The sequence below is a fragment of the Azoarcus taiwanensis genome (genome assembly GCF_012910885.1).
Taxonomy (GTDB): Bacteria; Pseudomonadota; Gammaproteobacteria; order Burkholderiales; family Rhodocyclaceae; genus Azoarcus_F; species Azoarcus_F taiwanensis.
This window is the reverse complement of sequence record NZ_WTVM01000051.1, coordinates 1-26,885: the sequence shown is the minus strand read 5'-3', so window position 1 is coordinate 26,885 and position 26,885 is coordinate 1. Positions and strand designations below refer to the sequence as shown.

At 60.5% G+C, this 26,885-nt stretch carries 27 protein-coding genes, 1 tRNA gene and 1 pseudogene; 15 read left to right on the top strand and 14 right to left on the bottom strand.

Annotated features, from left to right (window positions below; all coding sequences use genetic code 11):
• Positions 1 to 211: 211 nt before the first annotated feature.
• Positions 212 to 709, bottom strand: coding sequence for a DUF7931 domain-containing protein (locus GPA21_RS10160; protein ID WP_168988084.1), 498 nt, complete (start codon positions 707 to 709; stop codon positions 212 to 214).
• A 198-nt stretch (positions 710 to 907) separates the two neighbouring features.
• Here GPA21_RS10160 and rlmD point away from each other — a divergent pair, with 198 nt between their 5' ends.
• The 8 genes from rlmD to GPA21_RS10120 all read left to right on the top strand — a co-directional run bounded on the left by rlmD (position 908) and on the right by GPA21_RS10120 (position 7,423).
• Entirely contained in the window at positions 908 to 2,212 is a 1,305-nt protein-coding gene (gene rlmD / locus GPA21_RS10155) for a 23S rRNA (uracil(1939)-C(5))-methyltransferase RlmD (protein WP_168988083.1), read from the top strand.
• A gap of 254 nt (positions 2,213 to 2,466) precedes the next feature.
• Positions 2,467 to 3,438 (top strand): biotin synthase BioB, encoded by a 972-nt coding sequence (bioB, locus tag GPA21_RS10150; protein WP_246261887.1) that lies wholly within the window; start codon positions 2,467 to 2,469, stop codon positions 3,436 to 3,438.
• A 213-nt stretch (positions 3,439 to 3,651) separates the two neighbouring features.
• A tRNA-Ser gene (locus GPA21_RS10145) sits at positions 3,652 to 3,741 on the top strand.
• A 95-nt stretch (positions 3,742 to 3,836) separates the two neighbouring features.
• Positions 3,837 to 5,261, top strand: a complete 1,425-nt coding sequence (locus tag GPA21_RS10140) for an MBL fold metallo-hydrolase RNA specificity domain-containing protein (RefSeq protein WP_168988081.1) — start codon at positions 3,837 to 3,839, stop codon at positions 5,259 to 5,261.
• Between the two features lie 213 nt (positions 5,262 to 5,474).
• Entirely contained in the window at positions 5,475 to 6,011 is a 537-nt protein-coding gene (locus GPA21_RS10135; RefSeq protein ID WP_168988080.1) for a Spy/CpxP family protein refolding chaperone, read from the top strand.
• 252 nt (positions 6,012 to 6,263) lie between these two features.
• Entirely contained in the window at positions 6,264 to 6,572 is a 309-nt protein-coding gene (locus tag GPA21_RS10130; RefSeq protein ID WP_168988079.1) for a nucleotidyltransferase family protein, read from the top strand.
• Positions 6,562 to 6,903, top strand: a complete 342-nt coding sequence (locus tag GPA21_RS10125; RefSeq protein WP_168988078.1) for a HepT-like ribonuclease domain-containing protein — start codon at positions 6,562 to 6,564, stop codon at positions 6,901 to 6,903. Before GPA21_RS10130 ends, GPA21_RS10125 begins: the two co-directional genes overlap by 11 nt.
• 241 nt (positions 6,904 to 7,144) lie before the next feature.
• Complete coding sequence (locus GPA21_RS10120) at positions 7,145 to 7,423, top strand: Spy/CpxP family protein refolding chaperone (protein ID WP_246261884.1); 279 nt, start codon at positions 7,145 to 7,147, stop codon at positions 7,421 to 7,423.
• A 230-nt stretch (positions 7,424 to 7,653) separates the two neighbouring features.
• Here GPA21_RS10120 and GPA21_RS21170 read toward each other — a convergent pair whose 3' ends face one another.
• The 6 genes from GPA21_RS21170 to GPA21_RS10090 all read right to left on the bottom strand — a co-directional run bounded on the left by GPA21_RS21170 (position 7,654) and on the right by GPA21_RS10090 (position 14,220).
• Complete coding sequence (locus GPA21_RS21170; protein WP_281355939.1) at positions 7,654 to 8,151, bottom strand: type IV pilin protein; 498 nt, start codon at positions 8,149 to 8,151, stop codon at positions 7,654 to 7,656.
• Complete coding sequence (locus tag GPA21_RS10110; RefSeq protein WP_168988077.1) at positions 8,133 to 11,561, bottom strand: pilus assembly protein; 3,429 nt, start codon at positions 11,559 to 11,561, stop codon at positions 8,133 to 8,135. Before GPA21_RS10110 ends, GPA21_RS21170 begins: the two co-directional genes overlap by 19 nt.
• Before the next feature lie 172 nt (positions 11,562 to 11,733).
• Positions 11,734 to 12,210, bottom strand: a complete 477-nt coding sequence (locus tag GPA21_RS10105; protein WP_281355940.1) for a pilus assembly PilX family protein — start codon at positions 12,208 to 12,210, stop codon at positions 11,734 to 11,736.
• 26 nt (positions 12,211 to 12,236) lie between these two features.
• Positions 12,237 to 13,295, bottom strand: coding sequence for a PilW family protein (locus tag GPA21_RS10100; RefSeq protein WP_281355938.1), 1,059 nt, complete (start codon positions 13,293 to 13,295; stop codon positions 12,237 to 12,239).
• Entirely contained in the window at positions 13,292 to 13,738 is a 447-nt protein-coding gene (gene pilV / locus GPA21_RS10095; RefSeq protein ID WP_168988074.1) for a type IV pilus modification protein PilV, read from the bottom strand. Before pilV ends, GPA21_RS10100 begins: the two co-directional genes overlap by 4 nt.
• Positions 13,735 to 14,220 (bottom strand): GspH/FimT family pseudopilin, encoded by a 486-nt coding sequence (locus GPA21_RS10090; RefSeq protein ID WP_168988073.1) that lies wholly within the window; start codon positions 14,218 to 14,220, stop codon positions 13,735 to 13,737. Before GPA21_RS10090 ends, pilV begins: the two co-directional genes overlap by 4 nt.
• 199 nt (positions 14,221 to 14,419) lie before the next feature.
• Between GPA21_RS10090 and GPA21_RS10085 the strand changes: the two genes are divergently transcribed.
• On the top strand, positions 14,420 to 15,004 hold the full coding sequence (locus tag GPA21_RS10085; RefSeq protein ID WP_168988072.1) for a CoA pyrophosphatase: 585 nt from the start codon (positions 14,420 to 14,422) through the stop codon (positions 15,002 to 15,004).
• Between the two features lie 27 nt (positions 15,005 to 15,031).
• Here GPA21_RS10085 and GPA21_RS10080 read toward each other — a convergent pair.
• A pseudogene (locus GPA21_RS10080) lies at positions 15,032 to 15,295 on the bottom strand (HepT-like ribonuclease domain-containing protein); the annotation flags it as partial.
• A gap of 70 nt (positions 15,296 to 15,365) precedes the next feature.
• On the bottom strand, positions 15,366 to 15,659 hold the full coding sequence (locus tag GPA21_RS10075; protein WP_168988071.1) for a nucleotidyltransferase family protein: 294 nt from the start codon (positions 15,657 to 15,659) through the stop codon (positions 15,366 to 15,368).
• Between the two features lie 321 nt (positions 15,660 to 15,980).
• Here GPA21_RS10075 and GPA21_RS10070 point away from each other — a divergent pair, with 321 nt between their 5' ends.
• The 4 genes from GPA21_RS10070 to GPA21_RS10055 all read left to right on the top strand — a co-directional run bounded on the left by GPA21_RS10070 (position 15,981) and on the right by GPA21_RS10055 (position 20,740).
• Entirely contained in the window at positions 15,981 to 16,916 is a 936-nt protein-coding gene (locus GPA21_RS10070; protein WP_168988070.1) for a CobD/CbiB family protein, read from the top strand.
• A gap of 21 nt (positions 16,917 to 16,937) precedes the next feature.
• Entirely contained in the window at positions 16,938 to 18,122 is a 1,185-nt protein-coding gene (locus GPA21_RS10065) for an acetyl-CoA C-acyltransferase family protein (protein WP_168988069.1), read from the top strand.
• A gap of 220 nt (positions 18,123 to 18,342) precedes the next feature.
• Positions 18,343 to 19,761, top strand: coding sequence for a circularly permuted type 2 ATP-grasp protein (locus tag GPA21_RS10060; RefSeq protein ID WP_168988068.1), 1,419 nt, complete (start codon positions 18,343 to 18,345; stop codon positions 19,759 to 19,761).
• Between the two features lie 16 nt (positions 19,762 to 19,777).
• Complete coding sequence (locus tag GPA21_RS10055) at positions 19,778 to 20,740, top strand: alpha-E domain-containing protein (protein WP_168988067.1); 963 nt, start codon at positions 19,778 to 19,780, stop codon at positions 20,738 to 20,740.
• 153 nt (positions 20,741 to 20,893) lie between these two features.
• Here the strand turns inward: GPA21_RS10055 and rsgA are convergent, their stop codons facing one another.
• Both rsgA and GPA21_RS21165 read right to left on the bottom strand, forming a co-directional pair.
• On the bottom strand, positions 20,894 to 21,820 hold the full coding sequence (gene rsgA / locus GPA21_RS10050; protein WP_168988066.1) for a ribosome small subunit-dependent GTPase A: 927 nt from the start codon (positions 21,818 to 21,820) through the stop codon (positions 20,894 to 20,896).
• 6 nt (positions 21,821 to 21,826) lie between these two features.
• Positions 21,827 to 21,955 carry a hypothetical protein gene (locus GPA21_RS21165; protein WP_281355937.1) on the bottom strand — a complete coding sequence of 43 codons (129 nt, stop codon included), beginning with the start codon at positions 21,953 to 21,955 and terminating at the stop codon, positions 21,827 to 21,829.
• A gap of 224 nt (positions 21,956 to 22,179) precedes the next feature.
• On the opposite strand from GPA21_RS21165, the gene orn reads away from it, so the two are divergent.
• Positions 22,180 to 22,731, top strand: coding sequence for an oligoribonuclease (orn, locus tag GPA21_RS10045; RefSeq protein ID WP_168988065.1), 552 nt, complete (start codon positions 22,180 to 22,182; stop codon positions 22,729 to 22,731).
• Positions 22,724 to 22,873 carry a hypothetical protein gene (locus tag GPA21_RS10040; RefSeq protein ID WP_168988064.1) on the top strand — a complete coding sequence of 50 codons (150 nt, stop codon included), beginning with the start codon at positions 22,724 to 22,726 and terminating at the stop codon, positions 22,871 to 22,873. Before orn ends, GPA21_RS10040 begins: the two co-directional genes overlap by 8 nt.
• 109 nt (positions 22,874 to 22,982) lie before the next feature.
• Here GPA21_RS10040 and pgi read toward each other — a convergent pair whose 3' ends face one another.
• The 3 genes from pgi to rpmE form a co-directional block, all read right to left on the bottom strand.
• Positions 22,983 to 24,614, bottom strand: a complete 1,632-nt coding sequence (pgi, locus tag GPA21_RS10035) for a glucose-6-phosphate isomerase (protein WP_343037301.1) — start codon at positions 24,612 to 24,614, stop codon at positions 22,983 to 22,985.
• Positions 24,607 to 26,241, bottom strand: a complete 1,635-nt coding sequence (locus tag GPA21_RS10030; protein WP_168988062.1) for an ArnT family glycosyltransferase — start codon at positions 26,239 to 26,241, stop codon at positions 24,607 to 24,609. Before GPA21_RS10030 ends, pgi begins: the two co-directional genes overlap by 8 nt.
• A 108-nt stretch (positions 26,242 to 26,349) precedes the next feature.
• Positions 26,350 to 26,568, bottom strand: coding sequence for a 50S ribosomal protein L31 (gene rpmE / locus GPA21_RS10025; protein ID WP_168988061.1), 219 nt, complete (start codon positions 26,566 to 26,568; stop codon positions 26,350 to 26,352).
• Positions 26,569 to 26,885: the final 317 nt, after the last annotated feature.

Here is a 26,885-nt window from a genome sequence, read left to right as displayed (position 1 = left end):
CCCGCGAAAGCGGGCCAAGCTGTAGCAAAACGTTGCGGTCACCGGGCCGGACGCTCACGCGGGCAGTCAAGGCCTGATTCCCTTGGTCATGCAGGAACGCAGATTGCCTTCGGGTCAAGGTCCTGTTGAGGCGTCGATGACGGGCATTGTTGCGGCCATACTCCTCAAGCCGCGGTTTCGTGTCGCTGCATTTGCGAAGCAGACCACCAGATCACAGCCCCAGTCTGCTTCCCGGCGAAACCGCCTGGGCTCGTTCCCACAGCGTTTCGAAATGCAGCAGACTTTCAGCCGCATCCGTAGGGGAGTCGATGCTCAAGCGTGCCCTGGGCAGGTCGCGATGGAAACGGATCAGGCGGTGGACATTGTCGGCGACGATGAAACACTGCTCCAGGCTGCGGTGCTCGCGAGCGCTGACGCGTACTGTCATGCGATGGGCGTAGGCGGTGAGTAGCCGCACCAGGCGAGGGCAGTGCTGCTCGAGGTGTGTGACGTCATGTACCACGATGCGCAGGCAGTCATGCAGTGCGCTTCGCTGCAGAAATGCTTCGAGGGCGGCTATCCCGGCTGGCGATTCGAGCGGCAGCTGGCTCAGGTCCGGGTCGCAGATCTCGAGCGTGCGCTCTGCCCGATCGATGATTGCCAGCGCGGCATCGCGGTACTTCGAGAGGCTGTCGATCAGATCGTCGTCCTTCGGTGTAGTGTCGGTCATCGCCATGCTCCCGGGTTTCCGAATATGGACAAGGTACCACTCGCAAAGCATCGTCTCCAGTGTGTCGGTGCATGTGTTTGCCGATTTCAGTTGGCCACTGTCCGCAAGTCGATCGGCCGATTGCGCCCGGTGCTTTGATCGCTCCACTGCTTCGAGCAGCGCCTGCTAAAATCCGCCCCTTTTGCAGCGGGATGCATCATGCCGGTCGCCATCATTGAGTCGCTTGATCACGAAGGTCGCGGGGTTACCCATGTCGACGGCAAGACCGTCTTTGTCGACGGCGCGTTGCCGGGCGAGGAGGTGGAGTACTCGGTTTATCGTCGCAAGCCCAGTTACGAGCTTGCCCAGATCAGCCGGGTTTTGCAGGCGAGCGCGCAGCGGGTGACGCCGCGCTGCGAGTACTTCGGCAAGTGCGGCGGCTGTTCGATGCAGCATCTCGACCCGGTCGCCCAGGCCGCCGTCAAACAGCGAGTGCTGGAGGATGCGTTGTGGCACGTCGGCAAGGTCAAGGCTGAGACCATTCTGGCCGCGATTCACGGGCCGAGCTGGGGCTATCGCTACCGCGCCCGAATCGGCGTGCGCCTGGTGCCCAAGAAGGGCGGCATTCTTGTGGGCTTTCACGAACGACGCAGCAGCTACATCGCCGACATGCTCAACTGCGAGATTCTTCCGCCGCACATCTCCAATATGCTGCCGAAGCTGCGCGAACTCATCGCCGGACTGTCGATTCCGGACCGCCTGCCGCAAATCGAGATTGCGGTCGGCGACGACATCACCGTGTTGGTGTTCCGTAACCTGCTGCCACTGACCGCAACGGACGAAAAGCGGCTTGCGGATTTCTCCGATGCGCACGGCGTGCAGGTCTGGCTGCAGCCCAAGGGGCCGGATTCCATCTATCGCCTGCACCCGGTCGAAGCCCCGGGCTTGTCCTACACGTTGCCCGAGTTCGGGGTGACGATGGATTTCCGGCCGACCGATTTCACTCAGGTCAACGTGGAGATCAACCGCCTGCTGATGCGCAGGAGCATGCAGTTGCTCGACCCGCAACCGGGCGAGCGTATCGCGGATCTGTTTTGCGGCCTCGGCAATTTCAGCCTGCCGATCGCCAGAAGCGGCGCCCACGTCTTGGGGGTGGAAGGCAGCGAAACCCTGGTGCGCCGCGCGGGCGAGAACGCCGCGCGAAACGGCTTGCAGGCCAACAGCGAGTTTCACGCCGCCAACCTGTTCGAAGCGACCGAAGACAGCCTTGCCGCCCTCGGCAAACTCGACAAAGTCCTCATCGACCCGCCGCGCGAAGGTGCCATCGCGGTGGTCAAGGCCTTGTCTGCAGCCCAGCTGCCACCGCGTATCGTCTACGTCTCGTGCAACCCGGCCACGCTCGCGCGCGACGCCGCCGTACTGGTGCACGAGAAGGGCTATCGGCTCAAATCGGCCGGCATTGCCAACATGTTCCCGCAGACATCCCACGTCGAATCCATCGCGTTGTTCGAGCGGGAGGACTGAAAGCTCAAATCGTTACGCATTTCCGAAGGCGTCTCGTCATCAGGCGGCTTTTGCGCGATGAGTGCGCAGTTCGCCAGGTGACCAGCGGATGAACGGCAGGGCTGCATTCCTCCGATCGTCGCCTATAATCCGTAATTCAAAATTACAGAGGTGGATTGGCTTGTTTCAGCACAGCCGATGCGGCTGCACGCCGCCCACCCCTTGCAAGAGGATCCTCAATGACTAGTACCATCTCCATGCCAGACCGCTCACTTATGAAGAACGCCAGCCCGCAACCTGAACCGTCGGCGGCAGCCTGGCGTGTTGCGGATGTCGAAGCGCTTTTCGCACAACCTTTCATGGACCTCGTTTTTCAGGCGCAACAGGTTCATCGCGAGCATTTCGAGGCCGGTGTCGTGCAGTTGTCGACCCTGCTCTCGGTGAAGACCGGTGGATGTGCCGAAGACTGCGGTTACTGCTCGCAATCCGCACACCATGAAACCGGGCTCAAGGCGTCCAAGCTCATGCCCATTGACGACGTCATCGCCGCCGCACGTGCTGCACAGCAACAGGGTGCCACCCGATTCTGCATGGGTGCGGCCTGGCGGTCGCCCAAGGCACGCGACATGGAGCGGGTGGCCGAAATGATTCGCGAGGTCAAGGCGCTCGGACTCGAGACCTGCATGACCCTCGGCATGCTGGACGCCGATCAGGCCCAAACCCTGGGCCACGCCGGCCTGGACTACTACAACCACAACCTCGACACGGCGGAGGCGTACTATGGCGCCGTGGTCAGCACCCGGAGCTATCAGGACCGGCTCGATACCCTGCACAACGTGCGCAAGGCTGGCATCAACGTGTGCAGTGGCGGCATCGTCGGTATGGGCGAAACCCGTGCCCACCGGGCCGCGCTCATCGCCGAGCTCGCCAACCTCGACCCCGCGCCCGAGTCCGTGCCGATCAACAATCTTGTACCGATCCCCGGCACTCCGCTGGCTGGTGTACAAGCCATAGATCCGTTCGAGTTCGTCCGCACCATCGCAGTCGCCCGCATTACCATGCCCCGCAGCTACGTGCGATTGTCCGCCGGGCGCGAGAAGATGGACGACGCCTTGCAGGCACTGTGCTTCCTCGCCGGTGCCAACTCCATCTTCTATGGCGATCACTTGCTCACCACAGCCAACCCCGGCACCAGCCGCGACCGCAGTCTGCTCGAGCGGCTCGACATGCGGATCGAGGGGCGGTGATTTCCGGTGTTGGCGCGTGCACGGTGACCGCGGTCGGGATGCTACAATCCGCGTCCGTGGTCGGATCGGCTTACGGAGGCGTGACAAAGTGCTTGAATGCACCGGTCTTGGCGCCAGCCGCGAGAGCGGCGCGCTAGCGAAGCGGGCATAGGTCCGCGCAGCTAAAACCGGCAGGGCGGGCCGTCAGGCCCGATGGGTGCCGGCACGAAGTACGGAGGCGTGGCAGAGTGGTTGAATGCACCGGTCTTGAAAACCGGCAGGGGTTTGCGCCCCTCGTGAGTTCGAATCTCACCGCCTCCGCCAAATCACCAGTTCCCAGACGTAAATTCGCCAACGCGAATTGCATAATCCAGTCGAATGGGATATAGCATGCAGCTTCAGCACGATGGAGCCCTTGCATGTCCGAATCCGTTCTCACTCCCCCTTACTCACTGCAACACCATGGTGGCCGCCAAGGGGTGACAGGCTCCTGTCATGAACTGCGAATCGACAACCAGAACGGCCTGCTCGTCGACTGCGGGTTGTTTCAAGGGGCTGAACTATCAGCCGAGGGGCGTAGCGGTGGCGACGCACTCGATGTGCGTTTTCCGGTAGACCATCTGCGCGCACTCGTCCTGACGCATGTTCACATCGATCACGTCGGACGACTGCCGTGGCTGCTCGCGGCCGGCTACAAGGGGCCAATCTACTGCAGCGAGGTTTCGGCACGGATGTTGCCGACCGTGCTCGCGGATGCCTTCGAGGTGGGCATCAGCCGCGAGGCCCGCTTCGTCGAACGCTATCTTCAACTCGTCGAATCACGCCTGCGTCCGGTGCCGTGGGGTCAATGGACGGATATTCCGATGCAAGGCGGGGCACTCTGCCGCATACGACTGCAGCGCGCCGGCCACATTCTCGGCTCCGCCTACGTCGAGTGTGATATCCAGGCCGCAGGCGCTGCGGCCAGGCGCATCGTCTTTTCTGGGGATCTCGGTGCGCCCTGGACGCCGCTCCTGCCCGCGCCCAAGGTGCCCTGGCGGGCAGATCTGGTTGTGCTCGAAAGCACTTATGGCGACCGCCTGCACATGTCCCGGCGTACCCGTCAGCAACGCCTTCAGGCGACCGTGGAGCACGCACTGGCCAATGGTGGCACCGTCGTCATCCCGGCCTTCAGCATCGGTCGCACGCAAGAGCTGCTTTACGAGTTCGAAGACATCATGCACCGGCAGTCGCGCGCCGGGGGCAGGCATGCCGAGCAGTGGGCGCGGTTGCGTGTCTTCCTTGATTCGCCCCTGGCCAGCCGCTTCACCGCAATGTATCGTGAGCTGCAGCCGTACTGGGATGCCGAGGCACGTGCAAGGGTCGCCAAGGGGCGTCGCCCACTCGATTTCGCTCAACTCGTCGCCATCGAATCGCACGATGCCCACCTCGCCAACGTCGCTCGGCTGGCACAGACCGGCGAAGCGGCCATCGTCATAGCAGCCAGCGGCATGTGTGCCGGCGGCAGGGTGGTCAACTACCTCAAAACCCTGCTTCCCGACGCGCGCAACGATGTGTTGTTTGTCGGTTATCAGGCTGCGGGCACACCGGGTGCCGACATCCAACGTTATGGACCGCGCGGCGGCTATGTGGACTTCGATGGTCAGCGTATTGTCATTCGTGCGGGTATCCACGTGGTTGCAGGGTATTCCGCGCACGCAGACCAGAACGACCTCGTGCGTTTCGTTACCCGGATGCGCCATCAGCCGGCCGAAGTCCGTCTGGTGCATGGCGACGCCGGGGCCAGGCAGGGGCTTGCGGCAGCCCTAGCTCAAGCCGGGGCGACAGGTCGAGTCATACCGTGACGCTCGCGCGATTGATGCGACCGGGATCTGCGTCAGCGCTCTGGCCCATCTGGTCTCGGCGTCATGTTGTATCCCAGCGTATCAAGCGCGCGGACAGAAACATGAAGCCGCAATTCGCCTTCCGACTGACAAATACAGCATACATCGCGGGAGTGTAATGGCTCCGTCGCCCACATAAAGGGCAACGCAAAGTCAATCGACAGGAGAAGCACCATGAAAACCTCGATCAAAACCTCTATCGTTGTCGCCCTCATCGCTGCCGGTGCCCTCGGCACTACCGCAGCCTTGGCATGGGGCGGCCAGTGCGACGGCCCGCGTGGCAGCAGGGCTGCCTGGTCTCAGATGGCACCGGAGCAAATGCAGGAGCGCATGACTCAACGCGCCGAAGTGCGCATGGCACGGCTCGAGCTCGCCCTCGCACTCACGCCCGAGCAGAAACCGGCATTCGAAACCTTCAAGGCGGATATGCAGACCCGCGCCTCGCGCATGGTAGAAACCATGGCCGAACGCCGCAGCGCCGACAGACCGCAAACCGCCATCGAGCGCATGCAGCGCATGGAAGAGATGAGTCAACTGCGGCAGACCGAGATGGCATCGGCGCGTGAGTCGGTGGAGACCTTCTACGCGACCTTGAGCGATGCACAGAAAACCGTGTTTGACGCCGAGTTTCAGCAAATGGGCCGCAAGGGCGACCGCGGCATGCGGGGCGGCCCGCGCGGCGGCAGCGGAATGGGGGCAGGGCGCAGTTAAGCTCCGCTTCCCAAATCGGCTGACCTGACACGGCCGCCCTTTCCGGGCGGCCGTGCTTTTATCGTGCTAGCGTGCGCATATCTTGCGCCAACTGTGTTGTGATTGAAGAGCGGTCGGCGAATGTGCTACCAAGCTGGGCCTGACCCCGTGGTCCGAGTCTGACCCCTTGGTGCCGGCTTCTTTTCCCGCGTGTTTCCTCTAAACTGACACCATCCTTCAGTGAAGTATGGTTTGACAGTGGAGAGGGGCTTCATGAATCCGATCATAGCCGCCAAGAGCGAGCAAATCACCGAACTGTGTCGATCGCTGGACGTCAAGAGGCTCGATGTTTTCGGGTCCGTCGTGCGTGACGACTTCGACGTTGACACAAGCGACCTTGATTTCCTCGTCACTATTGGTGACAAGACCGCATCCGACTACTCGGAGGCATGGCTCACTCTCCATGAACGGCTCGAAAGGCTGCTGGGTCGCAAGATCGATCTGATCACCATCGACGCACTGAAGAACCCATACTTCCGCGAGGAAGTGCTCAACACGCGTATGAAGCTCTATGAAGCCTGAAGTGCTGAAATACATTTGGGATGTACGAAACGCGATCGATTTAATCGGCCAATTCATCGACGGCAAGACCCTAAATGATTACGAGCACGATGCGATGCTGAGATCGGCGGTTGAAAGACAGCTCGAGATCATCGGTGAGGCGTTAAATGGGCTGTCCCGCCGAGATCCCGATATCGCTTCTCAAATCACCGAACTCCCGAGAATCGTTGCCTTTCGCAACACGCTGATTCACGGCTATGCCACAGTCGACGACAAACTGGTCTGGGGTGTGGTCGAGAGCAAACTGCCTGAATTGCAGCGAACGATGCTCAGGCTGCAACAGGGCTCCTGAAACATGCACCCTTTGCCCGTGGCAATGCCGATCGCTTTATCGATGAGGGTCCCGACGCATCGTAACCGCTGATCTGAGGCCCTGACCGCCCCCGCCCAGCGACGGAGCCTGTGAGATCGAAGCTGCCAACGCAAGGGCCGCACCTGAGTTTGCGCAGCGCGTCTATCGCATCTCCGGGCGAGCTTTAGCAGGCTTCGGAGTACGTAGTGCATGGAGGTGCTACGAAGCTAGGCCTGACCCCTTGGCCCTTGCGCGCATGGTCGAAACCATGGCCGAACGCCGCAGCGCCGACAGGCCGCAAAACGCCATCGAGCGCATGCAGCGCATGGAAGCGATGAGTCAACTGCGGCAGACCGAGATGGCATCGGCGCGTGAGTCGGTGGAGACCTTCTACGCGACCTTGAGCGATGCACAGAAAACCGTGTTTGACGCCGAGTTTCAGCAAATGGGCCGCAAGGGCGACCGCGGCATGCGGGGCGGCCCGCGCGGCGGCAGCGGAATGGGGGCAGGGCGCAGTTAAGTTCCGCTTCCCAAATCGGCTGACCTGACACGGCCGCCCTCTCCGGGCGGCCGTGCTCTTATCGTGCTAGCGTGCGCATATCTTGCGCCACCTGTGTTGTGATTGAAGAGCGGTCGGCGAATGTGCTACCAAGCTAGGCCTGACCCCGTGGTTTCCTGTGACCCCGTGGTTTCCGTGGTCCCATGGAGGTGCTACGAAGCTAGGTCTGACCGCCTTGACGACGCGCTTACTCAATTCCGCCAACATCTGTTCGCATCAAGAGTCCCTGTTCTTGTCCGCACACCAGTGTTGGTAATCCGCAATGAGCCACACGCATCTGTGGCCATTGCGGAGCCTGCGATCGGTACAGCCTGGAGTACGTAAGCTGTTGCTTGATTGGCAATGCCTGCGTTGTCAAACGAAAGGTCGTAGAATTTCGGCGCCCCATCCTTTGGACTTTGCGTGAAGGGAAGAGCCGGCCTGTTGCCGGCACCATCCACATACCGCCCGTTGGTGGTGTAGTAGCGTTCCATAAACTGCGAAAGCTCAAGCAAGGCTGTTTGGGCGTCGGCGCGCCTTGCTTGCCGAATATGTTCCTGATAGGAGGGATACGCGACGGCCGCCAAAATTCCGATCACGGCAACTACGATCATTAATTCGATGAGCGTGAATCCGTTCTGTCTAGTTGTATATCTCATAAACGCTTCCATTTGAATGCTTCGAGAGCGAGTCACCTGAACTGTCGCCATGAGCGGCGTCCAACAAGGTCCGCGTCTCCAAGGCCCACTCCGACAAGGTCTTCGCCGCCGTAGAGAAATTCTCTGTCGGAGGCAGCATCACGGATGACTGTGAGTCGTTCCCCGCGCACGCCGCCGATACCACTGATGGGCAGATTATTGTGCATGTCGCTGGCATCGAAGGAGCCATCCTGATTCAGATCGAAAACTGGATGCGTTGTCCTGCCACCGGTCAAAAGATCTATGTCCATTACGAAGCCGGTTCTGCCTGCCCCGCACGGGTCATTATCAGGAATAAGGGTTGTGAAACGAACTCGAGATTGCTGAATGCCAGACGGAAAAGTCGGCGAACTGATCACTCGCTCGCCAGTATTAGAACCGAGATAGGAGAGATCCAAATACCAACCCTTCTGTGAGCTTGAAAGTGAATTATTGGACACTTGACGAACGAGAGTGGAGATCGTTGTGCTATCCGGTAGTGTGAAGGTCACGTTCCCCTGGAAAGTGATGGTCTGCATCTGCAATTCAGAACGGCTGGAGATGCTCCAGCTTCCCGACTGGTCAAAAAGACCATAGAGCGACTGTAGCTGAGGATTGACCGGGTTTCCGTCGACCGTGCGGAAGAAACTACCAGTGCCGAATAGCACTATCAAGCGAGTCGGATCGTTTGGGTCAGCTGCAAGTGCGGGTTGCGACGTGATGGGTTGCGGTGTGTTCGAAGGGTCGCGAGCCTGAAACAAGACCTTCCGATTACCGTTGTTATCCCATTGGTTGGTATTGGTAGACGAGACATCAAAGCGCCACATCCTTCCCTGCAGATCACCCGCGTAAATCCAGCGCGCGCTCAAATCCATAACGGGCCAGTCTGTGGCCTGCGGTGAAGTCAAACCGTTGTTGGTTACGGAATCCGTTGGAATCGGGTTGGTGCCGGTCATCAACTGCCCATCGCTCAAACGGACGATGAACAGGGAGGCTTGTCCGCTAGAGCTGTTGTATCCGTTCCCGAATACCGCTGCCCAAGTGCCATTGCGCATACGGACTATCGACGGTTTCCCGGGGTTATAACCGAGCTCTGGATGTGTGAACTCCCAAAGGACCTTAGTAGCATCAAAATTCGTGGGGTCAGTCACATCAAGGGCGAATACGGTCCGTCCTCCCGCTCCCATGGTGCCAATGAGAATCGTTTTCCACGATCCATTCACATACGCATCGCCGATCGTCAATTCGCCATCCATGAAGAACCGATGATCATATTCCGGCACCATGAGTTCGTTAATTCGCGCGTGCAAGCTGGATCCTCTCGGTAGAAGAGATTCAGCTGGCATGTAAGCGAACAGTTCCTGGCCTGTCTGAGCATCAAGCGCATGCATTAAACCATTGTTTGAACCGACATAGATGACGTTCGGGCGATTCTGATAGGCGGTAGTTGCCCGAAATGTGGTGTAGGAAGTCCCTTCAGTTCCAGCAAGGAAGCGATATCCGTAGTTCTGACGTCCAACATATTGGGGGTTGGAGTTCACAATGTCACCGAGCAAACGCAGGCCGTCACTAACATGCACACGGTTGCGCAGGTTTGCGCTTTCAACACCACGAATCCACTGAACTCTGTCGTTTCCACGGTTGTCCTGTACGCCGGCAGTGTCGCGATTCAGCGCCGCTTGCTGGGCCGCACTGAGACTGCCTAGCGTCAAAGTCACTCCGCGGTTTCCTGCCGTGTTGGCAGGGTTGGTGCTGAATATCTTTCTGGCGGAAGGGGTGGCGTTTCTCAGGGTAGCCTCTGCGTCCCATTCAAGCGCACCGCGGCTCCCGTCGGAGTTGATCTCGTAGGCCTTAAACTCTCCGGACCAGTCTGTGCTTCGAAAAGCCGCTACGTAGAGCAAGGTGTCGGTCTGAAGAATTGCAGAGCTTGCGGCGGCGGCAGTAGATGATTCTTCGACTCGTGCGACGATTTGGCTCAGGATTGACGAGAGCTCGTTAGCAAAAGTCTCTGGGTCAGACGCGCTGAAGAAGCCCCCGCGGCTATTCACGGCAGCATGCAGCAGATCGTCTATCTTCGTATTCGTCGCCGAAGAAGGGAAGGGGTCTCCCCACGTTATCGCAGTACCGTTTCGGGCGGCAGCGAATGCGGTTGCAGGGTCGACATCGCCGGTAACGCCTAAGCCCACACCGTACGTAACCATGTGCTGCCAAAAGGCTTCGTTAGCGGAGGACGTCGGTACTCGGTTTGCCAGGCCATTTGTCGTGCCGGCTGGGCGGAGGTCATTTTTCCAGTAATGCATTGCCACATCAGCCAATGTATTCGATCGTGTATCTGAGAAAGGCTGAGATGGGGTGTACTGATAATTGAAAGCAGTGCCGTCGGGGTGAAGGATAACCGGGCCATCAGTACCATCCGCATTTCCGATCGACGGGGAAGGGTCGGCTCCATTCCAATATCCGTCTGTCATGAGTATTGCGTAGCTCTGGCGACATTCGAGGTGCGGGGTCGGATCGTTGTCGCCGGGGGAATGGCCCCATGGCCCGGCGTTATCGCTCCGCCTGTAATATTCACCCACTCCTTGCAGTGCTCTGCGCAGCGGCGTACCCGCGGCAGGAACGTCACGTTTGTACAGCTCGTCAAAGAAATCTGAACGATAGGTTTGAGTGGCAGTGTCTCGGAAAGGTCTTACGCCTCTAATTACGGTGCGGGTGCTAACTCCGTCGATGGTCGAGTCGCCTTTGTTGATGGCTGCGTAGCCAATCCTAATCTCCTCGCCCTGGGTCGCAAACGCACGACCGATCCCGCCCCGTGCTGCGAAAATACGGTTGCGATGATACGAGTACCAGTTCGCAAAATTCTGAATTTCCTCGTTGTAGGTGCAAGTGGCGGTTGCAGCGCCGGCGCAGTCAGTCCGGTTTTCGCGTCCATGACCTGTGTAGTTGGCGGTGGTGGAGCGTATCTCCACACGCGTATAGCTTGACTCTTGATTAACCGGGCCGGAGTTATACCAGTAATAGACCGATGGGTAGAAGTTTACCGTGGTGCTAGTGTGCGTACCGTCATTGTTAAGCCAGTTGGTGGTTGCGCTTTGATTTGCCGTGAGATTACGGGTGCCAAACGTTGGAAAAAGTGGTCTGTTTGGTGCTGCCGTGATCGATGCGTCCGGCATCAGTGATCCATCCGGATTCGACCACGGCTTGTAGGTAACGGATGGATTGTAATAAACGGTGTTGTTCTGCGGTGACCGGAATAGCGCAGCCATGTTCCCCGTAAATCGAACCGTTCGAGTGTTTGAATATTGCGGCGAACCGCCATGCAGGTCAGCGATTGGAGGGAAAACCCACATGACCGCTTGACTTGTCAGATTGCCACCCCAGTACTTGGTGAATTCATCCGGCATGGTTTCCCACTGCATGGAACCGGAGTCGTCGATGATGAACATGACGTTCGGTGGAATGCTCGAGGTCACGAAGAGAGGGGATTCCGCGATACTGATCTGTGCGTTTGATGCTGCAGACAGGCCGGTGAAGCAAAGTGCGCACAGGAGCGACGGCAGGCTATCCGTGCGTATTGTGGATGGAAGGTGTTTCATGACTCAGCTCCTGAGTGCGGGGTCAGCAATCATCGATGGCTTCGAACAGTCCGATCGTGGATTGCAGAATCGTGGTCGTGGTGTCAACCAGGCCAACGCCCCGAGCGGTGACACGGTAGATGCAGTAGTATTGTGGTTCCCCAGCTCCAACGCCTATGCGGACGAAACCCGGTGGTCCGACGTGGTAGACCGGGTTGGCGGCCAGAGGGGGGTTCAACCCGGTATTGATGTCGTAGGTGCCTGTGGGGTTGTTGCCGTTCCAAGTGGCAGGGCTGGCAAGGTCGGTGGCTCCACTCAACAACACACGATTGGCAAGAAGTCGGGCAAAGTCTTCACCCTCGCGCAGAGCACTTTCGGCCGCCTGGAAGGAAAGGTTCTGATCGCGAAGATTACCTGCCATTCGCTCTTCCAGCGTCGTCGAACGCATGCTGCTCAGGCCGAGCATCGTTAGTAGCAACAAAACGATTAGCGCGACGATTAGGACGGTCCCACGTTGCATGCGGGGCGGAGCAAAACAAGACTGATTCATGGCAGCCGATTCCTGAGGGCGACGGTGCTCGTGAATACCTGCGCGAGACGGTTGTTCGGAATAGCTACGTTGTTGCCGGCGAATGACACAGTTTGCTGCCCTCCGGCGGTGACGTTCGCCTCTTCGCTGATGGCGAGCAGGCTTACACGTGCTGCGAGAACATTGTTCCAGTTGGTTACGGTGCCCGGGGCAACGTAATCATTGACTTGGTTGTTGTTGCTAGTATCTCGACCGTAAACGACTCTCATATCGTGAAGTCCTTCGACTAGCTCTTGTGGAGCGGTAGGCGTTCCGGCATTAAGAGTGATGCGATAGAGTGATCGGCCATTGCTTTGATTACGCCCAATGTAGTAGGCGGTTGATACGTATTCAACGAGCATGGAATCTGGGCCGTATTGATATTCAGTTCCTTCTTGCGGACCACAGGTGGTCGGAGCAGGAAATCCAAGTAGTTGGGTGCAATTGCCGGGCGTTTCCGATGACCCTGTGTTATGCACGACCGTTACGTTGGAAGCATTGACGTTCGTGACCTGGAAGATGGATGCTTGCCGATTGTCGCAGACCATGACAATGCTGCCATTGGCCAGTTCGTGGAGTGCGTTCAGCTTGAAATTCGCGGAGTTTGGGGTGTGGGATTCAATAGAATAGTGTGTTGGACGGCCGCCGCGCAAAACGAAAGCGTCGGTACCCGCAATCCGGTTACCACCTGACCCTTCGAAAGCTTGGGGGGGGAAGGCGGTTGCGCCTCCGTAACCGATGATGCCGCCGCTTCCGAAGTCAGTCCACCAGGATCCCGGATTGTTCAGGGTGTTTGCGATACGATCAGTTTGCCCACAACCGGTCAAACCAGCCATTCTTATATCGTATGCAATAAACTCCATCGCAAAACGACCGCTTTCTTGGACGCGTGAGAGCGCCTCGTTCGTGCGATAGGTTTGTTTGCTACTTACGAAAACAGCTATTACTCCGGCGAGTAGAAACAAACCGATGGTCATCGCAACCATCAGTTCAATCAAGGTCAAACCTCTCTGACCTCTACGGTGATATGTCGTCATAGCTCGGTCCGGTATACGAAATTGACGTTGGTGACAGTGGCGACCTCACCCTGACCCCTAATGCGCCCTCGGTCATCATTCCAAGTGATCGTGATCGTCACGTCTGCTCCGTTACGGACGACGCTACCGGTTGCGCCAGCGCCGAGCATGGACGCAACCTCATTATTCCAACCGATGCGTTCTGCGGAAGGTGAAGCATCATCAAACGCGCCTGAAAGAGCCGCCTGACGTTGCACGCGCATCCGGTCGCTGAGGTCGTAGGCGAGAAGCGTTGCCTGGGATCTCAGGTAGGCGCTGTGATTGCTTTGCAAGCCGGTCATCTGAAGTCCAGCCAGCCCAAGAAGGCCGATGGAGAGCACCACGATCGCAACCAAGACTTCGATGAGAGTGGCGCCCGACTCATCGGTTCTCCATGTGTTTGGCGAGTGCAGGTATGGCTTCATGGGCAATTTGTTCTCGTCGTATTGAGCCGGCCGGTAGGTGCAATGCTCACGGTTCTCTGCTGATCGCCGGTGCAGCCGGGGAATGCGACAGTGACCGAAGCCTGCGCGACAAGAGTGGTTAAACCGGTTGGTGTGTAGGTCACTCCAGCATTCGGGCCGGTGATAGCCGGATTCCCTTGAGGGGCACCCCAGACTTGAATCGGTGTGCCACCCGCGATCACCATCCATCCGGGGGCCCAGTTAGTACCATTCTCGCATGCTGTGCCCGTTGCGTTTCGGCGACAAACGGTTACGTTCTGGCGGCGCTTCAGGGCCTCCGAGCGTGCCACCTGAAAGGCCGCAACGACATCGTTGGTAGTCGATGTGGCGCGGTTGTTTTGAATGATGCTCCGAAATGACGGCACGCCAATGCCCAACAGCACCGCCAGCACCGTGATGGCTATCATGAGTTCGATAAGAGTGAAGCCACGGACTTTTTTCATGATTCAACCATAGGTTGGGTGGATTAATTCGACAATACAATGACGACGACTGCCGCGTTCTGAGCGATGAGCGGTCGGGAGGGCTTAGCAATGCCGTCACTTCTCATCTGGTAGGCCGCTTGCATCAACCGCACTATACTGCTTAGCCACCGACAATCGAAGCACGTCAGTCTGTGAAAACGTGTTGCCGCTCTCTGCAATGATCGACCCTGACGCCCTCCGTAACCGCTTCCTGCACGCCAACACCCACGCTGTAGTACGCGAGGACGGTTCGCTGGAGTCTTCGGAGTTTCGGCCTGCTGCGGTGCTTGTGCCGGTGGTCGCGCGGGCGCCCGGCATGACGGTGCTGCTGACGAAGCGCACCGACCATCTTCACCACCACCCCGGCCAGATCAGCTTTCCCGGCGGACGGGTGGAGGAGACCGACGTCTCGGCGGTGATGACCGCGCTGCGGGAGACCGAGGAGGAAATCGGGCTGGACCCGGATCGGGTGGAGTTGCTTGGGGAGTTGCCGGAGTATTTTACGGGCACTGGCTTTCGGGTGACGCCGGTGGTCGGCTTGGTGCATCCGCCGTTCGAGCTGGATCTGGACACCTTCGAGGTGGCCGAGGCTTTCGAGGTGCCGCTGGCCTTCTTGCTCGACACCGCTAATCACAAGCGCCACAGCATGCATTACCGGGGGCGGATGCGGGAGTATTGGGCGATGCCGTGGAAGGACTATTACATCTGGGGAGCCACCGCGGGCATGCTGGTGTCTCTGCAGCGGTTGCTGGTGGGGGAATGAGGCCAGCGCAAGGCCTATCTGCACATGTTACTTGCCCGACAGGATGCTTCTCGCGGCACTCAGTAAGGGCGGAAGTTCGGCCCGTATCGCATCCCAAACGATCTCGAGGTCAACACCGAAGTACTCATGGATCAGGAGGTTGCGGAAATCCTTGATTTCTCGCCAGGGAATATCGGGGAACCTGCTTTTAAGTTCGTCGGGCAGCTTGCCGACAGCCTCTCCGATGATCTCGAACTCTCGGATGACCGCGGCCGAGCGCATTCTGTCCTCGAAAAATGCCTGGAACGAGAGATCTTGGACATAGCTTTAAATGGCTTCGGCCGAGTCGCAGATGTCCTGAAGATAAAGCTCGGCCGGGCGATTACGCATACAGGATGTCGTCCTTGATTGCGTGCTTCACGACGGGTTTCAGCGCGCTTTCCATCCCCAGATCGATTGGTTTTCCCAGAGCCTGTTCGAGGTAGCGCTTGAGGCTGAAGAAATTCCGGAAGGTTTTCTTGTCTTTGTCGATTACAACGACAAGGTCGACATCGGAGTCCTCTCGTGCGGTCTGCCGCGCGTAGCTGCCGAACAGTCCGATTCGGGTGACACCAAAAGTCTCTTTCATTTCCTGTTTATGTCGCCTGAGGAAATCAAGGATTGCGTCTCGAGTCATGCTGCGTCTCCCGGAGCAGTGTGAGACCATAAGAGCATGTGGGGCAGGGCGCGCTGAGGTGTTCGGCCTCTGGCTCGGCTGACCGTCTGCATGGGAGGCGTCTTCACGGATGTCTGACGCCATTCTAGCAGGTAGGCTCCGATGGAGAGTGTCCGGCTTTTGGCTGGCAGCGTAGTCACGTCGACGCTCCTATGGTGCTTCGAATGCATGCGGTGTTGCGTAGGTGGGAAAGTCGGTTGTAATGGAATCCTGCGCATCCCGTGCGTTGGGGCGCGGCCTTGACTATCATGGCGGCTTGTTTCCGATTCATCTGGTCCGCGCATGACGGTTTTCTCCCTGCTTTTCGCGCTGCTCCTCGAGCAGTTCAAACCTTTGTCTTCCGAGTATCGTGCCGCGCGCTGGTTGCAGCCGTTGGCTGACAAGCTCGTCGAACTGTATGACGACGGCAGTGTGCGAAGTGGCCGGGTTGCCTGGGGGCTGGGGGTGATCGGGCTGGCGGTGGCGAGTTGGCTGGTGTGGTGGGCGTTGTGGTGGGTGCACCCGCTGTTCGCGCTGTTCTTCAACGTGGGCGTGCTGTATGTGGTGTTGGCAAATCATGCTGATTCGCGGGCCTTTGGCGATATCGTAGTGCAGCTTGCGGCGGGCAATACCGATCGGGCGTGCGAATTGCTCGGCCAATGGCGCGGGCGGGATCATACCGGTGCTGCGGCGAGTGAGATTGCGCGGGTGGGCATCGAGACTGGGTTGGTGACGGGGCACCGCAGGGTGTTCGGTCCGTTATTCTGGTTCGTGTTGTTGCCCGGTCCAGCCGGGGTGGTGTTGTATCGCGCAGCGGAACACCTCGCCGAGGCATGGCGTGAGCGGCAGACGGGTGTGGAAGGAGAGCCCTCGCACTTTGGGGAGTTTGCGCGCCGGGCTTTCGATGTGATCGACTGGGTGCCGGTGCGGCTGACCGCGCTGGCCTTTTCGGTGCTCGGCAATTTCGAGGATGCGATGTATTGCTGGCGCTCGCAATCGGTGCTTTGGCCAGACAGGGCATCCGGTATACTGATTGCGACAGGTGCCGGTGCGCTGGGCGTCAGGCTGGGCATGCCGGTGCACGAGGAAGGCGTGGTCCGAGATCGCCCTGAAATGGGCATCGGACAGCGTGCTGATGTCGCGCGCATGGAAGCTGCCGCCAAACTGGTGTGGCGGGTGCTGGTGCTGGTCATACTGATTCTGGCTCTGCTGGCGCTTGCCGGCTGGGTCGGGCGTTAATCCTTTCAGGAGGGAGAAAAGATGGCTGATCGTGAAGTTGTTGTCCTGAGTGCGGTGCGCTCCGCAGTGGGCGCGTTTGGTGGTTCGCTGAGCTCAATGGAGCCGGCAGAGCTCGCCGGTACCGTCATGAAGGAGGCGGTAACGCGCGCCGGCGTGGATCCGCAGCAAATCAACTACGTGACCGTGGGCAACTGCATTCCCACCGAGTCGCGCTACGCCTATGTTGCGCGTGTCGCGTCCATTCAGGCGGGATTGCCGATGGAGTCCGTCGCGATGGCGGTCAACCGTCTGTGCTCCTCCGGCCTGCAGGGCATCGTGACCACTTCGCAGGCGATCCTGCTGGGTGACTGCGAGTTCGGCGTCGGTGGCGGTGTAGAGGTGATGTCTCGCGGCACCTACATGGCCCCGGCCATGCGCACCGGCGCCCGCATGGGCGACACTGCGATGATCGACGCGATGGTGTCGGTGCTGACCGACCCGTTTGGCGCCGGCCACATGGGCATCACCGCCGAGAACCTGGCCGAGAAGTGGGGCATCACCCGTGAGGACCAGGATGCGTTCGCTGTCGAGTCGCAGCGTCGCGCTGCGGCGGCCATTGCCGAAGGCCGCTTCAAGTCGCAGATCGTTCCGATCACGCTCAAGAGCCGCAAGGGCGAGACCGTGTTCGACACCGACGAGCACGTGAAGGCCAACACCACCATGGAGTCGCTGGCCAAGATGCGCCCGGCCTTCAAGAAGGACGGCACCGTGACCGCGGGTAACGCCTCGGGCATTAACGACGGTGCGGCGTTCTTCGTGCTGGCCGAAGCCAAGGCGGCCGCTGCCGCCGGGCACAAGCCAATGGCGCGCCTGGTGTCCTATGCGCTTGCAGGTGTCCCCAATCACATCATGGGCGAGGGGCCGATCCCCGCCTCCAAGCTCGCGCTGCAACGTGCCGGACTGACGCTGGACCAGATGGACGTCATCGAATCCAACGAAGCCTTCGCGGCTCAGGCGCTGGCCGTGGCCAAGGGCCTGGGGCTGGATATGGCCAAGACCAACCCCAACGGTGGCGCGATTGCGTTGGGTCACCCGGTTGGGTGCTCGGGTGCGTTCATCGCCACCAAGGCCTTGTATGAGCTGCAGCGCATCAATGGCCGCTACGCGCTGGTCACCATGTGTATCGGTGGTGGTCAGGGTATCGCTGCTGTATTCGAGCGCCTGTAATACGCTGCCGCGCTCGCATCGAAACCCGCCGAGAGGCGGGTTTCGTCGTTTACGGCGACGGTGTTCCTAACATGCACCAGCAGTCGACGTACGAAACTGGTGCATGCCCTCATTTGGTGCGTTTGTTGTGTCGAAACCCGCCCGGATCGAGGATTCCGCTTGGCACGGTTTTCGCTGTGTTGCAGGTGAAACCTCGAGCGACAGGGGAGGCGCTTGCAGCATGAGCAAACGTAGTTTTTATGACGAAATGCAGGACGCGACGGGTGGCGTGCGTGCGCATTACAAGGCCTATGCCGACTGGCTGGTCGAAATGCCAGAGGACAGGCTCGCGCAAAAGCGCGCCGAGGCCGATGCCTTGTTTCACCGTCACGGCATCACCTTTGCGGTGTATGGCGAGAAGCCCGACACCGAGCGGCTGATCCCCTTCGACGTGGTGCCGCGCATCATTCCGGCCCATGAGTGGGCGGTGCTCGAGCGGGGTCTCAAGCAACGGGTCAAGGCGCTCAACGCGTTCCTGCGGGATATCTATCACGAACAGGCGATCCTCAAGAATGGCCCGATTCCGGCGGAGCAGGTGCTGGGCAACGCCCAGTATCGCAAGGTGATGCAGGGCGTCAAGGTGCCGGGCGACGTGTATGCCCACATCGCCGGGGTGGATGTGGTTAGAGCAGGTGAAGGCGAGTACTACGTGCTGGAGGATAACCTGCGGGTGCCTTCGGGCGTGTCGTACATGCTGGAGAACCGCAAGATGATGATGCGGCTTTTCCCGCGGCTCTTTTCGCGCTATCGCGTGGCGCCGGTGGATCGCTATCCCGACATTCTGCTCAACATGCTGCGCAGCGTTGCGCCCCTGGGCGTGACCGATCCGACGGTGGTGGTGCTGACACCCGGGGCCTACAACAGCGCCTACTTCGAGCATGCGTTTCTCGCACAGCAGATGGGTGTCGAGTTGGTCGAGGGGCAGGACATGTTCGTCGAAGCCGATCATGTCTATATGCGTACTACGCGTGGCCCCAAGCGTGTGGATGTGATCTACCGGAGGGTGGACGACGACTTTCTCGATCCGCTCGCCTTTCGCGCCGATTCGGTGCTTGGTGTGCCTGGCTTGTTGGCCGCCTATCAGGCGGGTGGGGTCACTCTGGCCAATGCAATCGGCAGCGGGGTGGCGGACGACAAGTCGATCTATCCCTATGTGCCCGACATGGTGCGCTTCTACCTCGACGAGGAGCCGATTCTGCACAACGTGCCGACGCGAATGTGCCGCAAACCGGAGGACCTCGAGTATGTGCTCGCCAACCTTGCAGACCTGGTGGTCAAGGAAGTTCACGGCGCGGGTGGCTACGGCATGCTGGTCGGACCGGCGGCGACCAAGGCAGAGATTGAGGATTTTCGCGACAAGCTCAAGCAGCATCCGGAGCGCTACATCGCCCAGCCGACGTTGGCCTTGTCGTCGTGCCCGACCTTCGTCGAGGCCGGGCTCGCGCCTCGCCATGTGGATCTGCGGCCATTCGTGTTGTCCGGCGAGGAGATGCAGCTGATGCCTGGTGGTTTGACTCGCGTCGCCTTGCGCGAGGGGTCGCTGGTCGTGAATTCGTCCCAGGGTGGTGGCACCAAGGACACCTGGGTACTCGAGGCTTGAGAACGGAGCGTACGACATGTTGAGCCGAACTGCCGATCATCTCTATTGGATGGCACGCTACATGGAGCGGGCCGAGAACATCGCTCGCATTCTCGACGTGAATCACCGCATGTCGTTGATGCCGCAGTCCGATAGCCAGGCCGAGCAGGCCTGGGGTGCGACACTGCGCATCATGGGGCTAGAGGCACCGTTTCACACCCGCTATGGCGACATCACCGCCGAGTCGGTGCTCGACTTCATGATCTTCGACGCGCAGAACCCGACGAGCGTCCGCAGTTGCCTGCGCGCTGCCCGCGAGAACGCTCACGCGGTGCGAGGCACGCTGACCTCCGAGTTGTGGGAGACGACCAACGCGACCTGGCTCAAGATGCGTGATTTCGACAGCGACAAGCTCTACGACGAGGGCGTGAGTTCGTTCTTCGAATGGGTGAAGTTTCGCTCGCACCTGTCGCGCGGGGTGACGCTTGGCACCATGTTGCAGGACGAGGCCTTGCGTTTCATCCGCATCGGCACCTTTCTCGAGCGTGCCGACAACACGTTGCGCACGCTGGACGTGAAGTATCAGCTGCTGCTGCCGGCCGGTGAGGTGGAGGGCGGCTCAGCCGATTTCTACCAGTGGAGCGCGCTGCTGCGTTCGGTGTCGGCCTTCGAGGTCTATCGCAAGGTGTATCGCGATCTGATTACACCGGCGCGGGTCGCCGAGCTGATGTTGTTGCGGGTAGACATGCCACGCTCGCTTGCACGTTGCATGAAGGAGGTATTCAACAACCTGCGTGTGGTGTCCAACGACCACTCCGCCGAAACCGAACGTCGCGCCGGCCTCTTCGAGGCCACGCTGCGCTACGGACGAATCGAGGACATCATGCGCGAGGGCCTGCACAACTACGTGGTGCAGGCGCTGGGGCGGGTGCAGGATCTCGGCAACCGCATCGCGGACGACTTCCTGATGCCGGTTTCGCGGCCTGCGCTGGCCGCTTGAGCGGGGCGAAGGTTGCGCGGTGCGTTTCGCCTGCGGCTCAACACACCCTATGGGATGGGTCGGCTCTATCGTTCCCTTGCATAGGGTGTGTTGAGCGAAGCAAAACGCACCGCTGCGGGCGCTACATCGCGTGTCACCGCGATCTGTCTTTCGCTACCATCCTCTCCGCTGACCAAGCGCGTATTCGATTTCGCTGCGTATCAGGCGGAAATGCTCGAAGCGGCGTGGATGGATGTCGCCCCGCTCGAGTGCTGCGGTGAGCGCGCAGCCCGGCTCGGTCTCGTGCTTGCAGTCGCGGAAGCGACAATGCCCCAGCCAGGGCCGGAACTCCGGGAAGCAGGCAGGCAGCTCGTCCAGCGGCACATGGGCCAGTCCGAAGGCCTGCATGCCGGGGCTGTCGATGATGCTCCCACCGGTTTTCAGGGCGTAGAGGCGGGCGAAGGTGGTGGTGTGCTTGCCGGAGTCGAGCGCCTCCGAGATCTCTCGCGTGGCGGCCTCGGCCTCGGGGACGAGCGTGTTGATCAAGGTGGATTTGCCCATGCCGGACTGCCCGACCAGTATGCTTCGACGCCCGGCCAGCAGCGGCCGTAACGGCTCTGCGTCCTCAAGGGCGCTGAGTTCGAGTACCTCGTGGCCGAGTGCGACGAAGGGTTGAAGCTGGGCTCTGGCGGCGTCGAGACGGTCGCTGAGGTCGGCCTTGTTGAGGACGATCAGGGTGTCGATTCGCTGATGCTCGGCGGCGATCAGGCAGCGTGAGATGAACAGGTCCGAGAAACCCGGTTCGGTGGCGACGACGATGACGATGAGGTCGAGGTTGGCGGCAATCAGCTTCTCGCGGAAAGCATCGGAGCGCCACAACAGGTTGCGCCGTGGCGCGAGCCCGGTGATGACGCCCTGGCCTTCGCCGCTGGGGCTGAACACCGCCTCGTCGCCGCAGGCGTACTGGCTCTTCTTGCCCCGGGGTACGCATTTGACGCGGGTTTCGAGCGGTGTGCCGAACTCGGTGGTGACTTCGTAGTGGCGACCGAAGGCTGCGGTGACTAGGCCGGTATCACCGCCGGCGGAGGTATCGTGCTTCAAGAGGCGTCAGTCGAACTTGCAGAAGTGTCTGTTGTCATATCCGGCAATCTGGCGCTTGGCTTCCGGGATGGGATTCGCTGTGGTGCTGGCGCTGAAGTGCACGGCGGCGAGTGGTGGCAGGGCGAGGGTCTTCATGTTGTCTCTCCGTTATTCTTTGATTCTTGACCCACGCCGTCGTCTCCTGTGGGGGGCGGCAGTGTCCGACGTGTGTCCATCCGCTGAGGGAGCGGCGTAAGCCGCGAATGATGCGGTTCATCGTGCTCCAAGGTTCAAGCGGCTCGACAACATGGCCGGACGCAGCCGCGCTTTGTGACACAATCGGGCTCCCACATACCCCTTTGGCAGACTCCGCGGAAATTATGGCACAAGATCAAAACCACCTCCTCTGGCTCGACATGGAAATGACTGGCCTCGAACCGGACAGCGATCGCATCATTGAGGTGGCGATCGTGGTGACCGACGCACAACTGCAGACGGTAGCCGAGGGGCCGGTGCTGACGGTTCATCAGCCGGATTCCGTGCTTGACGCGATGGACGAATGGAATCGCAACACTCACGGCAAGTCCGGCCTTATCGACCGGGTGCGGGCATCGACCCTGTCCGAGGAGGATGTCGAAGCGCAACTGCTGGCCTTCGTGCAGGAATGGGTGCCGCGTCGTACGTCGCCGATGTGCGGCAACTCGGTGTGTCAGGACCGTCGCTTCATGGCGCGCTACATGCCGAAACTGGAGGACTGGTTCCACTATCGGAACCTCGACGTATCAACCCTCAAAGAGCTTGCGCGGCGCTGGTGTCCGCCGGTGTATGCGTCTTTCGAGAAGAAGGGCCGGCATGAGGCCTTGTCGGACATCTACGAGTCCATAGACGAGTTGCGCCATTACCGTGATCATTTTCTGAGGCTCGATGCGTAAGCGCTTGGAGAATCTCTGGCAGTGGTGCAAGCTGCGCCGGCGGCGCATCATCGTGGTGCTGCTGGTGATCGCGTTCTTCTACGCGCTGGGCTATTTCACCTCGCCCAAGGGGATTCCGGGCGCCTGCCTGGTCTATGGTTGAGTCGCACAGTGCGTTTCGCCTATGGCTCAACGCACCCTATGAAACCATCCAGCCGCCATGCAAGCGCGGTAATAGGGTGTGTTGAGCGAAGCGAAACGCACCGCTAAGGTCAATCACCCGCCATGCGTTTTGCGGCGGCAAGCAGGCCGACGGTGGCCGGGTCGTGGATGGTGTCGTCCTGCGCGGCCAGGCTGCGCGCCATTTCCTTGCCCAGTTCGACGCCGTACTGATCGAAGCTGTTGATACCCCAGATCCAGCCCTGGACGAAGGTCTTGTGCTCGTAGAGGGCGAGCAACTGGCCGAGCTGGAAGGCGTCCAGGCGGGGTAGCAGCAAGGTGGTTGAGGGCTGGTTGCCGGGGCAGACGAGATGAGGAGCCAGGCGTTCGATTTCCTCTTTGGGCAGACCGCGGGCCTCCAGCGCCTTTCGGGCCGAGGCGAGGTCCCGGCCTTGCGCGAGGGCGGCGGCTTGCGCCAGCGCGTTTTCGAACAGCGAGCGACGGCGCGGGTCGGCATCCGGTGCGACGGCGACGAAGTCCAGTGCCACACGGCGGGTACCCTGATAAAAGAGCTGATGGAAGGAGTGCTGGCCGATCGAGCCGGTGCTGCCGAGAATCAGTGGGGCGGTGTGCACCGCGCTGGCGGTGCCGTCGCGCAGGCAGTGCTTGCCGTTGCTTTCCATCTCGAGTTGCTGCAGCCAGGCTGGAAAGAACCGAAGCGCATGAGCGTAGGGCAGCGCGACCAGGGTTTCGATGTCGAGAAAGTCTATATTCCACAGGCCCAAAAGCGCCATGCGAACTGGCAGGTTGGCGTGAAGTGGCGCAGTGAGAAAATGCGTGTCCATCGCCCGGCCACCTTCGCGCAGCGCGTCGAATTGGGCTTCGCCGAGGCCGATGAGAAGCGGCAAGCCGATCGCCGACCAGAGCGAGAAACGCCCCCCGACCCATTCCGGCAGCGCAAAGACATGCTCCGGGTCGATGCCGAAGGTGCGCGCGGCCTCGACGGCGTTACTGACTGCGACGAAATGAGGGGTGAGATCCGCGTCTGCTCCCAGCTCCGCCTGCAACCAGCGTTTAGCCGCTTCGGCATTGGCCAGCGTTTCCGATGTTGAGAAGCTCTTCGACGAGACGATAAACAGCGTTTTCTCGGGGGCCACACCGTCCAGCGCGGTGTTCAGGTCGTGCGGGTCGATGTTGGCGACGAAGCGCACCTGCGGTGCGTCGGAGTGGGTCGGTTTGAGAGCGGCATGGACGAGCCGCGGTCCGAGATCCGATCCGCCGATGCCGAGGTTGACGATGTGGCGGACAGGTCTGCCGGTGCAGCCACAATGGGCGCCGCTGCGTACCCGCTCGGCGAATCGGCGCATGCGTTGTTCCGTCTGCTTGACGCTGGCCATGTCGGCTGCGGGTGCCGGGCAACTGCCACGCAAGGCCATATGGAGAGCGGCCCGGCCTTCGGTGAAGTTCACCCGCGCGCCATCGCGCAGGGCGCGAATGCCCTCGTTCAAGTGGCTTTGTGATGCGAGTTGTTCAAGCGCGTCGAGCGCGAACGTGTCGATCGCCTGACGGGAGAAGTCGGCGAGCAGGCCGTTGACTTCGAGCGACAGAGCTTCGAAACGCCCGGGTTGATCGATGAAGCGGTCGACAATGCGGGCATGTTTCAACCGCAAGGCATGGTGTTCGAGATCGTGCCAGGCGGGACGGTGAGCAGGCGAGGCCGACTCCGGGGCCGAACCCTCACTCACGCCGGTATAGTCTGAAGACCTCGAGTCTTTTGCCTCCCGCATGGCGGAATTCCCATATCAGTTGCCATTGCGCCGCGAGTGACAGTCGCGATGCATGTGTTTCATCGTGCACCAGCAAGTACTTGCAGGCGGTCAGATTGGCGCCGACCGGGTCGACACGCAATCCGGCGAAGTAGTCGAGCGATGCGAGATGGCTGTCGGACAAACCGATGCCCGCAACGCAGCCCGGCGCTTCTCCGGCCAGCGCAATCGCGAGCGATTCGGAGGCCGGACGGTAGCTTCGACCGTGATCGAACCACGGCAGCAGCAAGCTTACCGCGAGACACCACAACATGGTCATGCCCATTGCCCAATTTGTCGGGCTGCGGTTGGGGCTGCGTGGTAAATGCCACACAAGTGTGATCCAGCACAGGGTGATGAAGCTGGCTATGGCTGCTTGGAACAGCGTGCCGTGCAGCACGAACTCCGGTGCCACGCGTTCCAGGCTGCGGGCTAGGCCCGGTGGCCAGCCGTGGGCTTGCGCGGTCCACGCCAGCCAGACGAAGATCGCGAAGCTGCCGAAGGTCATGATCGCGAACCAGTCGAATGCGTTCGCGGCCCCGCGCCGGAGGGTTGGCACCCCAGCTGCGGCGAGCAATGCCAGGGGCGCGATGATCGGCAGCATGGCCGGTGCCTGGGTGTGGCCGCCGAGGATCAGCCAGATCAGGACGCACAGCGTTGCGACCAATGGCAGTGCCCACGATACCCGCAGAAGCTGAAAACGGGCTCGCCACAGCGTCCACAGGGCAATCGGCCATAGCGGCCAGGCAAACCAGCTCAACAGCTCGGCAAGCTTGCCCAGGTCCGTGGTGGGGATCGGTTCGCCAAGGCCGCTCCAGGCACCCTCCCACCAAAGGGCGACCAGAGTGGGGTCGTGGCGCTCCAGCCCGATCAGCCAGGCGGCGGTGATTGCCGTGCCAATGGACAGGCCTAGAATCAGTGCGCCGCTTGCGCGAGCGCTGCGGCATTCCGGGCAACCGATGGCCACGACGATGAGCAACGGCAAGGTGAGCAGTGCACCACTTGGACCTGCCGCGAGGAAGGCGAGTGCAACCCCGATACCGGCCTGGAGGGCACCTTTGACCGGTTGGGCTGGCACCAGAGCGAGACCGGCCAGCGTCATCGCCTGCATGGCGATCAAGGCGGTGTACGGTTGGTGTTCGTGGGCGTGTACGACCAGCCCCAGGGTGCCGAGCATGAGAAGGGCCGCTGGTGTGCGGGTGTGGCGACCATAAAGACGCGCGGCTGCACGTGCGATCCAGAAAATTGCCAATCCGGTGAAGAATGGGCTCGCGAGGCGGGTGGCGTCATGCAATGGCAGCAACCAGCCGAGCATGGCGCCAAAGATCGCGCTGACCCAGTAGTAGAGCGGGCCGAAGTCGGTGACCGGTGCGCCAGCCAGGGATGGTAGCCAGAAGCTGGCATCCTGGAACAGGCTGAAGACCGCGCTGAAGTGCCGGATATCGTCACCGCGCCACGGGTCGTGCCCTATCGACCCCGGCAGCAGATAAAGAACGATCAACGCGGCCAGGCCGGCCGCGCCATAGAGGTGTCTCTTGAAGGGGGATAGCTGGGGTTGTTCGGGCATGCGTTGTTGTTTTCTCGGCGGCGCCATGATCAGTGTGCGCGTAGCGGATTCTAGCAGGCCAACAAAAAAGCAGCCCGGGGGCTGCTTTTGGGCGATGCTGCGCGGAACTCAGCCCAGGCGCTGCACGTTGCCGTATTTCTGGCGGAAGCGCTCGACACGGCCGGCGGTGTCGACGATCTTCTGGGTGCCGGTATAGAACGGGTGGCAAGCTGCGCACACTTCGACGTGCAAGGCCTCTTTGCCATAGGTCGAACGCGTGGTGAAGCTGTTGCCGCAGGAGCAGTTGACCTGAACGTCGGCGTACTTGGGATGGATGTCCGCTTTCATCTTGAATCCTTGGGGTTTCGCAGACGGCGATTGTGGCCGCCCTGGCTACGGGTGTTAAACGCGGTATTATCAACGACGCTTGGCGGGAAAGCAAGTCTCCCCCGTGGCTGGCTAGTACAATACGCCTTCCTTGGTATCGGTGTCTGCACTCCAGTCGATGAGTTATGCCAATTCGCGAATCCCGGTCAGCGCGCAGCAAGGCGTGCACGAGCAACTTGAGCACCGGGTGCGTCGCCATCTTGAACAGGCCTTCCGCAAGCCTTGCGCGCCGCACAACGTTGAGGCATTCGAAGCCTGTCTCGAGACCTGGTATAGGC

Coding starts and splice junctions, on each gene's coding strand:
- GPA21_RS10160 (WP_168988084.1), bottom strand. CDS start 709: ATGACCGACACTACACCGAAGGACGACGATCTGATCGACAGCCTCTCG.
- rlmD (WP_168988083.1), top strand. CDS start 908: ATGCCGGTCGCCATCATTGAGTCGCTTGATCACGAAGGTCGCGGGGTT.
- bioB (WP_246261887.1), top strand. CDS start 2,467: ATGAAGAACGCCAGCCCGCAACCTGAACCGTCGGCGGCAGCCTGGCGT.
- GPA21_RS10140 (WP_168988081.1), top strand. CDS start 3,837: ATGTCCGAATCCGTTCTCACTCCCCCTTACTCACTGCAACACCATGGT.
- GPA21_RS10135 (WP_168988080.1), top strand. CDS start 5,475: ATGAAAACCTCGATCAAAACCTCTATCGTTGTCGCCCTCATCGCTGCC.
- GPA21_RS10130 (WP_168988079.1), top strand. CDS start 6,264: ATGAATCCGATCATAGCCGCCAAGAGCGAGCAAATCACCGAACTGTGT.
- GPA21_RS10125 (WP_168988078.1), top strand. CDS start 6,562: ATGAAGCCTGAAGTGCTGAAATACATTTGGGATGTACGAAACGCGATC.
- GPA21_RS21170 (WP_281355939.1), bottom strand. CDS start 8,151: ATGGCGACAGTTCAGGTGACTCGCTCTCGAAGCATTCAAATGGAAGCG.
- GPA21_RS10110 (WP_168988077.1), bottom strand. CDS start 11,561: ATGTTCATCATCGACGACTCCGGTTCCATGCAGTGGGAAACCATGCCG.
- GPA21_RS10105 (WP_281355940.1), bottom strand. CDS start 12,210: ATGCAACGTGGGACCGTCCTAATCGTCGCGCTAATCGTTTTGTTGCTA.
- GPA21_RS10100 (WP_281355938.1), bottom strand. CDS start 13,295: ATGACGACATATCACCGTAGAGGTCAGAGAGGTTTGACCTTGATTGAA.
- pilV (WP_168988074.1), bottom strand. CDS start 13,738: ATGAAGCCATACCTGCACTCGCCAAACACATGGAGAACCGATGAGTCG.
- GPA21_RS10090 (WP_168988073.1), bottom strand. CDS start 14,220: ATGAAAAAAGTCCGTGGCTTCACTCTTATCGAACTCATGATAGCCATC.
- GPA21_RS10085 (WP_168988072.1), top strand. CDS start 14,420: ATGATCGACCCTGACGCCCTCCGTAACCGCTTCCTGCACGCCAACACC.
- GPA21_RS10075 (WP_168988071.1), bottom strand. CDS start 15,659: ATGACTCGAGACGCAATCCTTGATTTCCTCAGGCGACATAAACAGGAA.
- GPA21_RS10070 (WP_168988070.1), top strand. CDS start 15,981: ATGACGGTTTTCTCCCTGCTTTTCGCGCTGCTCCTCGAGCAGTTCAAA.
- GPA21_RS10065 (WP_168988069.1), top strand. CDS start 16,938: ATGGCTGATCGTGAAGTTGTTGTCCTGAGTGCGGTGCGCTCCGCAGTG.
- GPA21_RS10060 (WP_168988068.1), top strand. CDS start 18,343: ATGAGCAAACGTAGTTTTTATGACGAAATGCAGGACGCGACGGGTGGC.
- GPA21_RS10055 (WP_168988067.1), top strand. CDS start 19,778: ATGTTGAGCCGAACTGCCGATCATCTCTATTGGATGGCACGCTACATG.
- GPA21_RS21165 (WP_281355937.1), bottom strand. CDS start 21,955: ATGAAGACCCTCGCCCTGCCACCACTCGCCGCCGTGCACTTCAGCGCC.
- orn (WP_168988065.1), top strand. CDS start 22,180: ATGGCACAAGATCAAAACCACCTCCTCTGGCTCGACATGGAAATGACT.
- GPA21_RS10040 (WP_168988064.1), top strand. CDS start 22,724: ATGCGTAAGCGCTTGGAGAATCTCTGGCAGTGGTGCAAGCTGCGCCGG.
- GPA21_RS10030 (WP_168988062.1), bottom strand. CDS start 26,241: ATGCCCGAACAACCCCAGCTATCCCCCTTCAAGAGACACCTCTATGGC.
- rpmE (WP_168988061.1), bottom strand. CDS start 26,568: ATGAAAGCGGACATCCATCCCAAGTACGCCGACGTTCAGGTCAACTGC.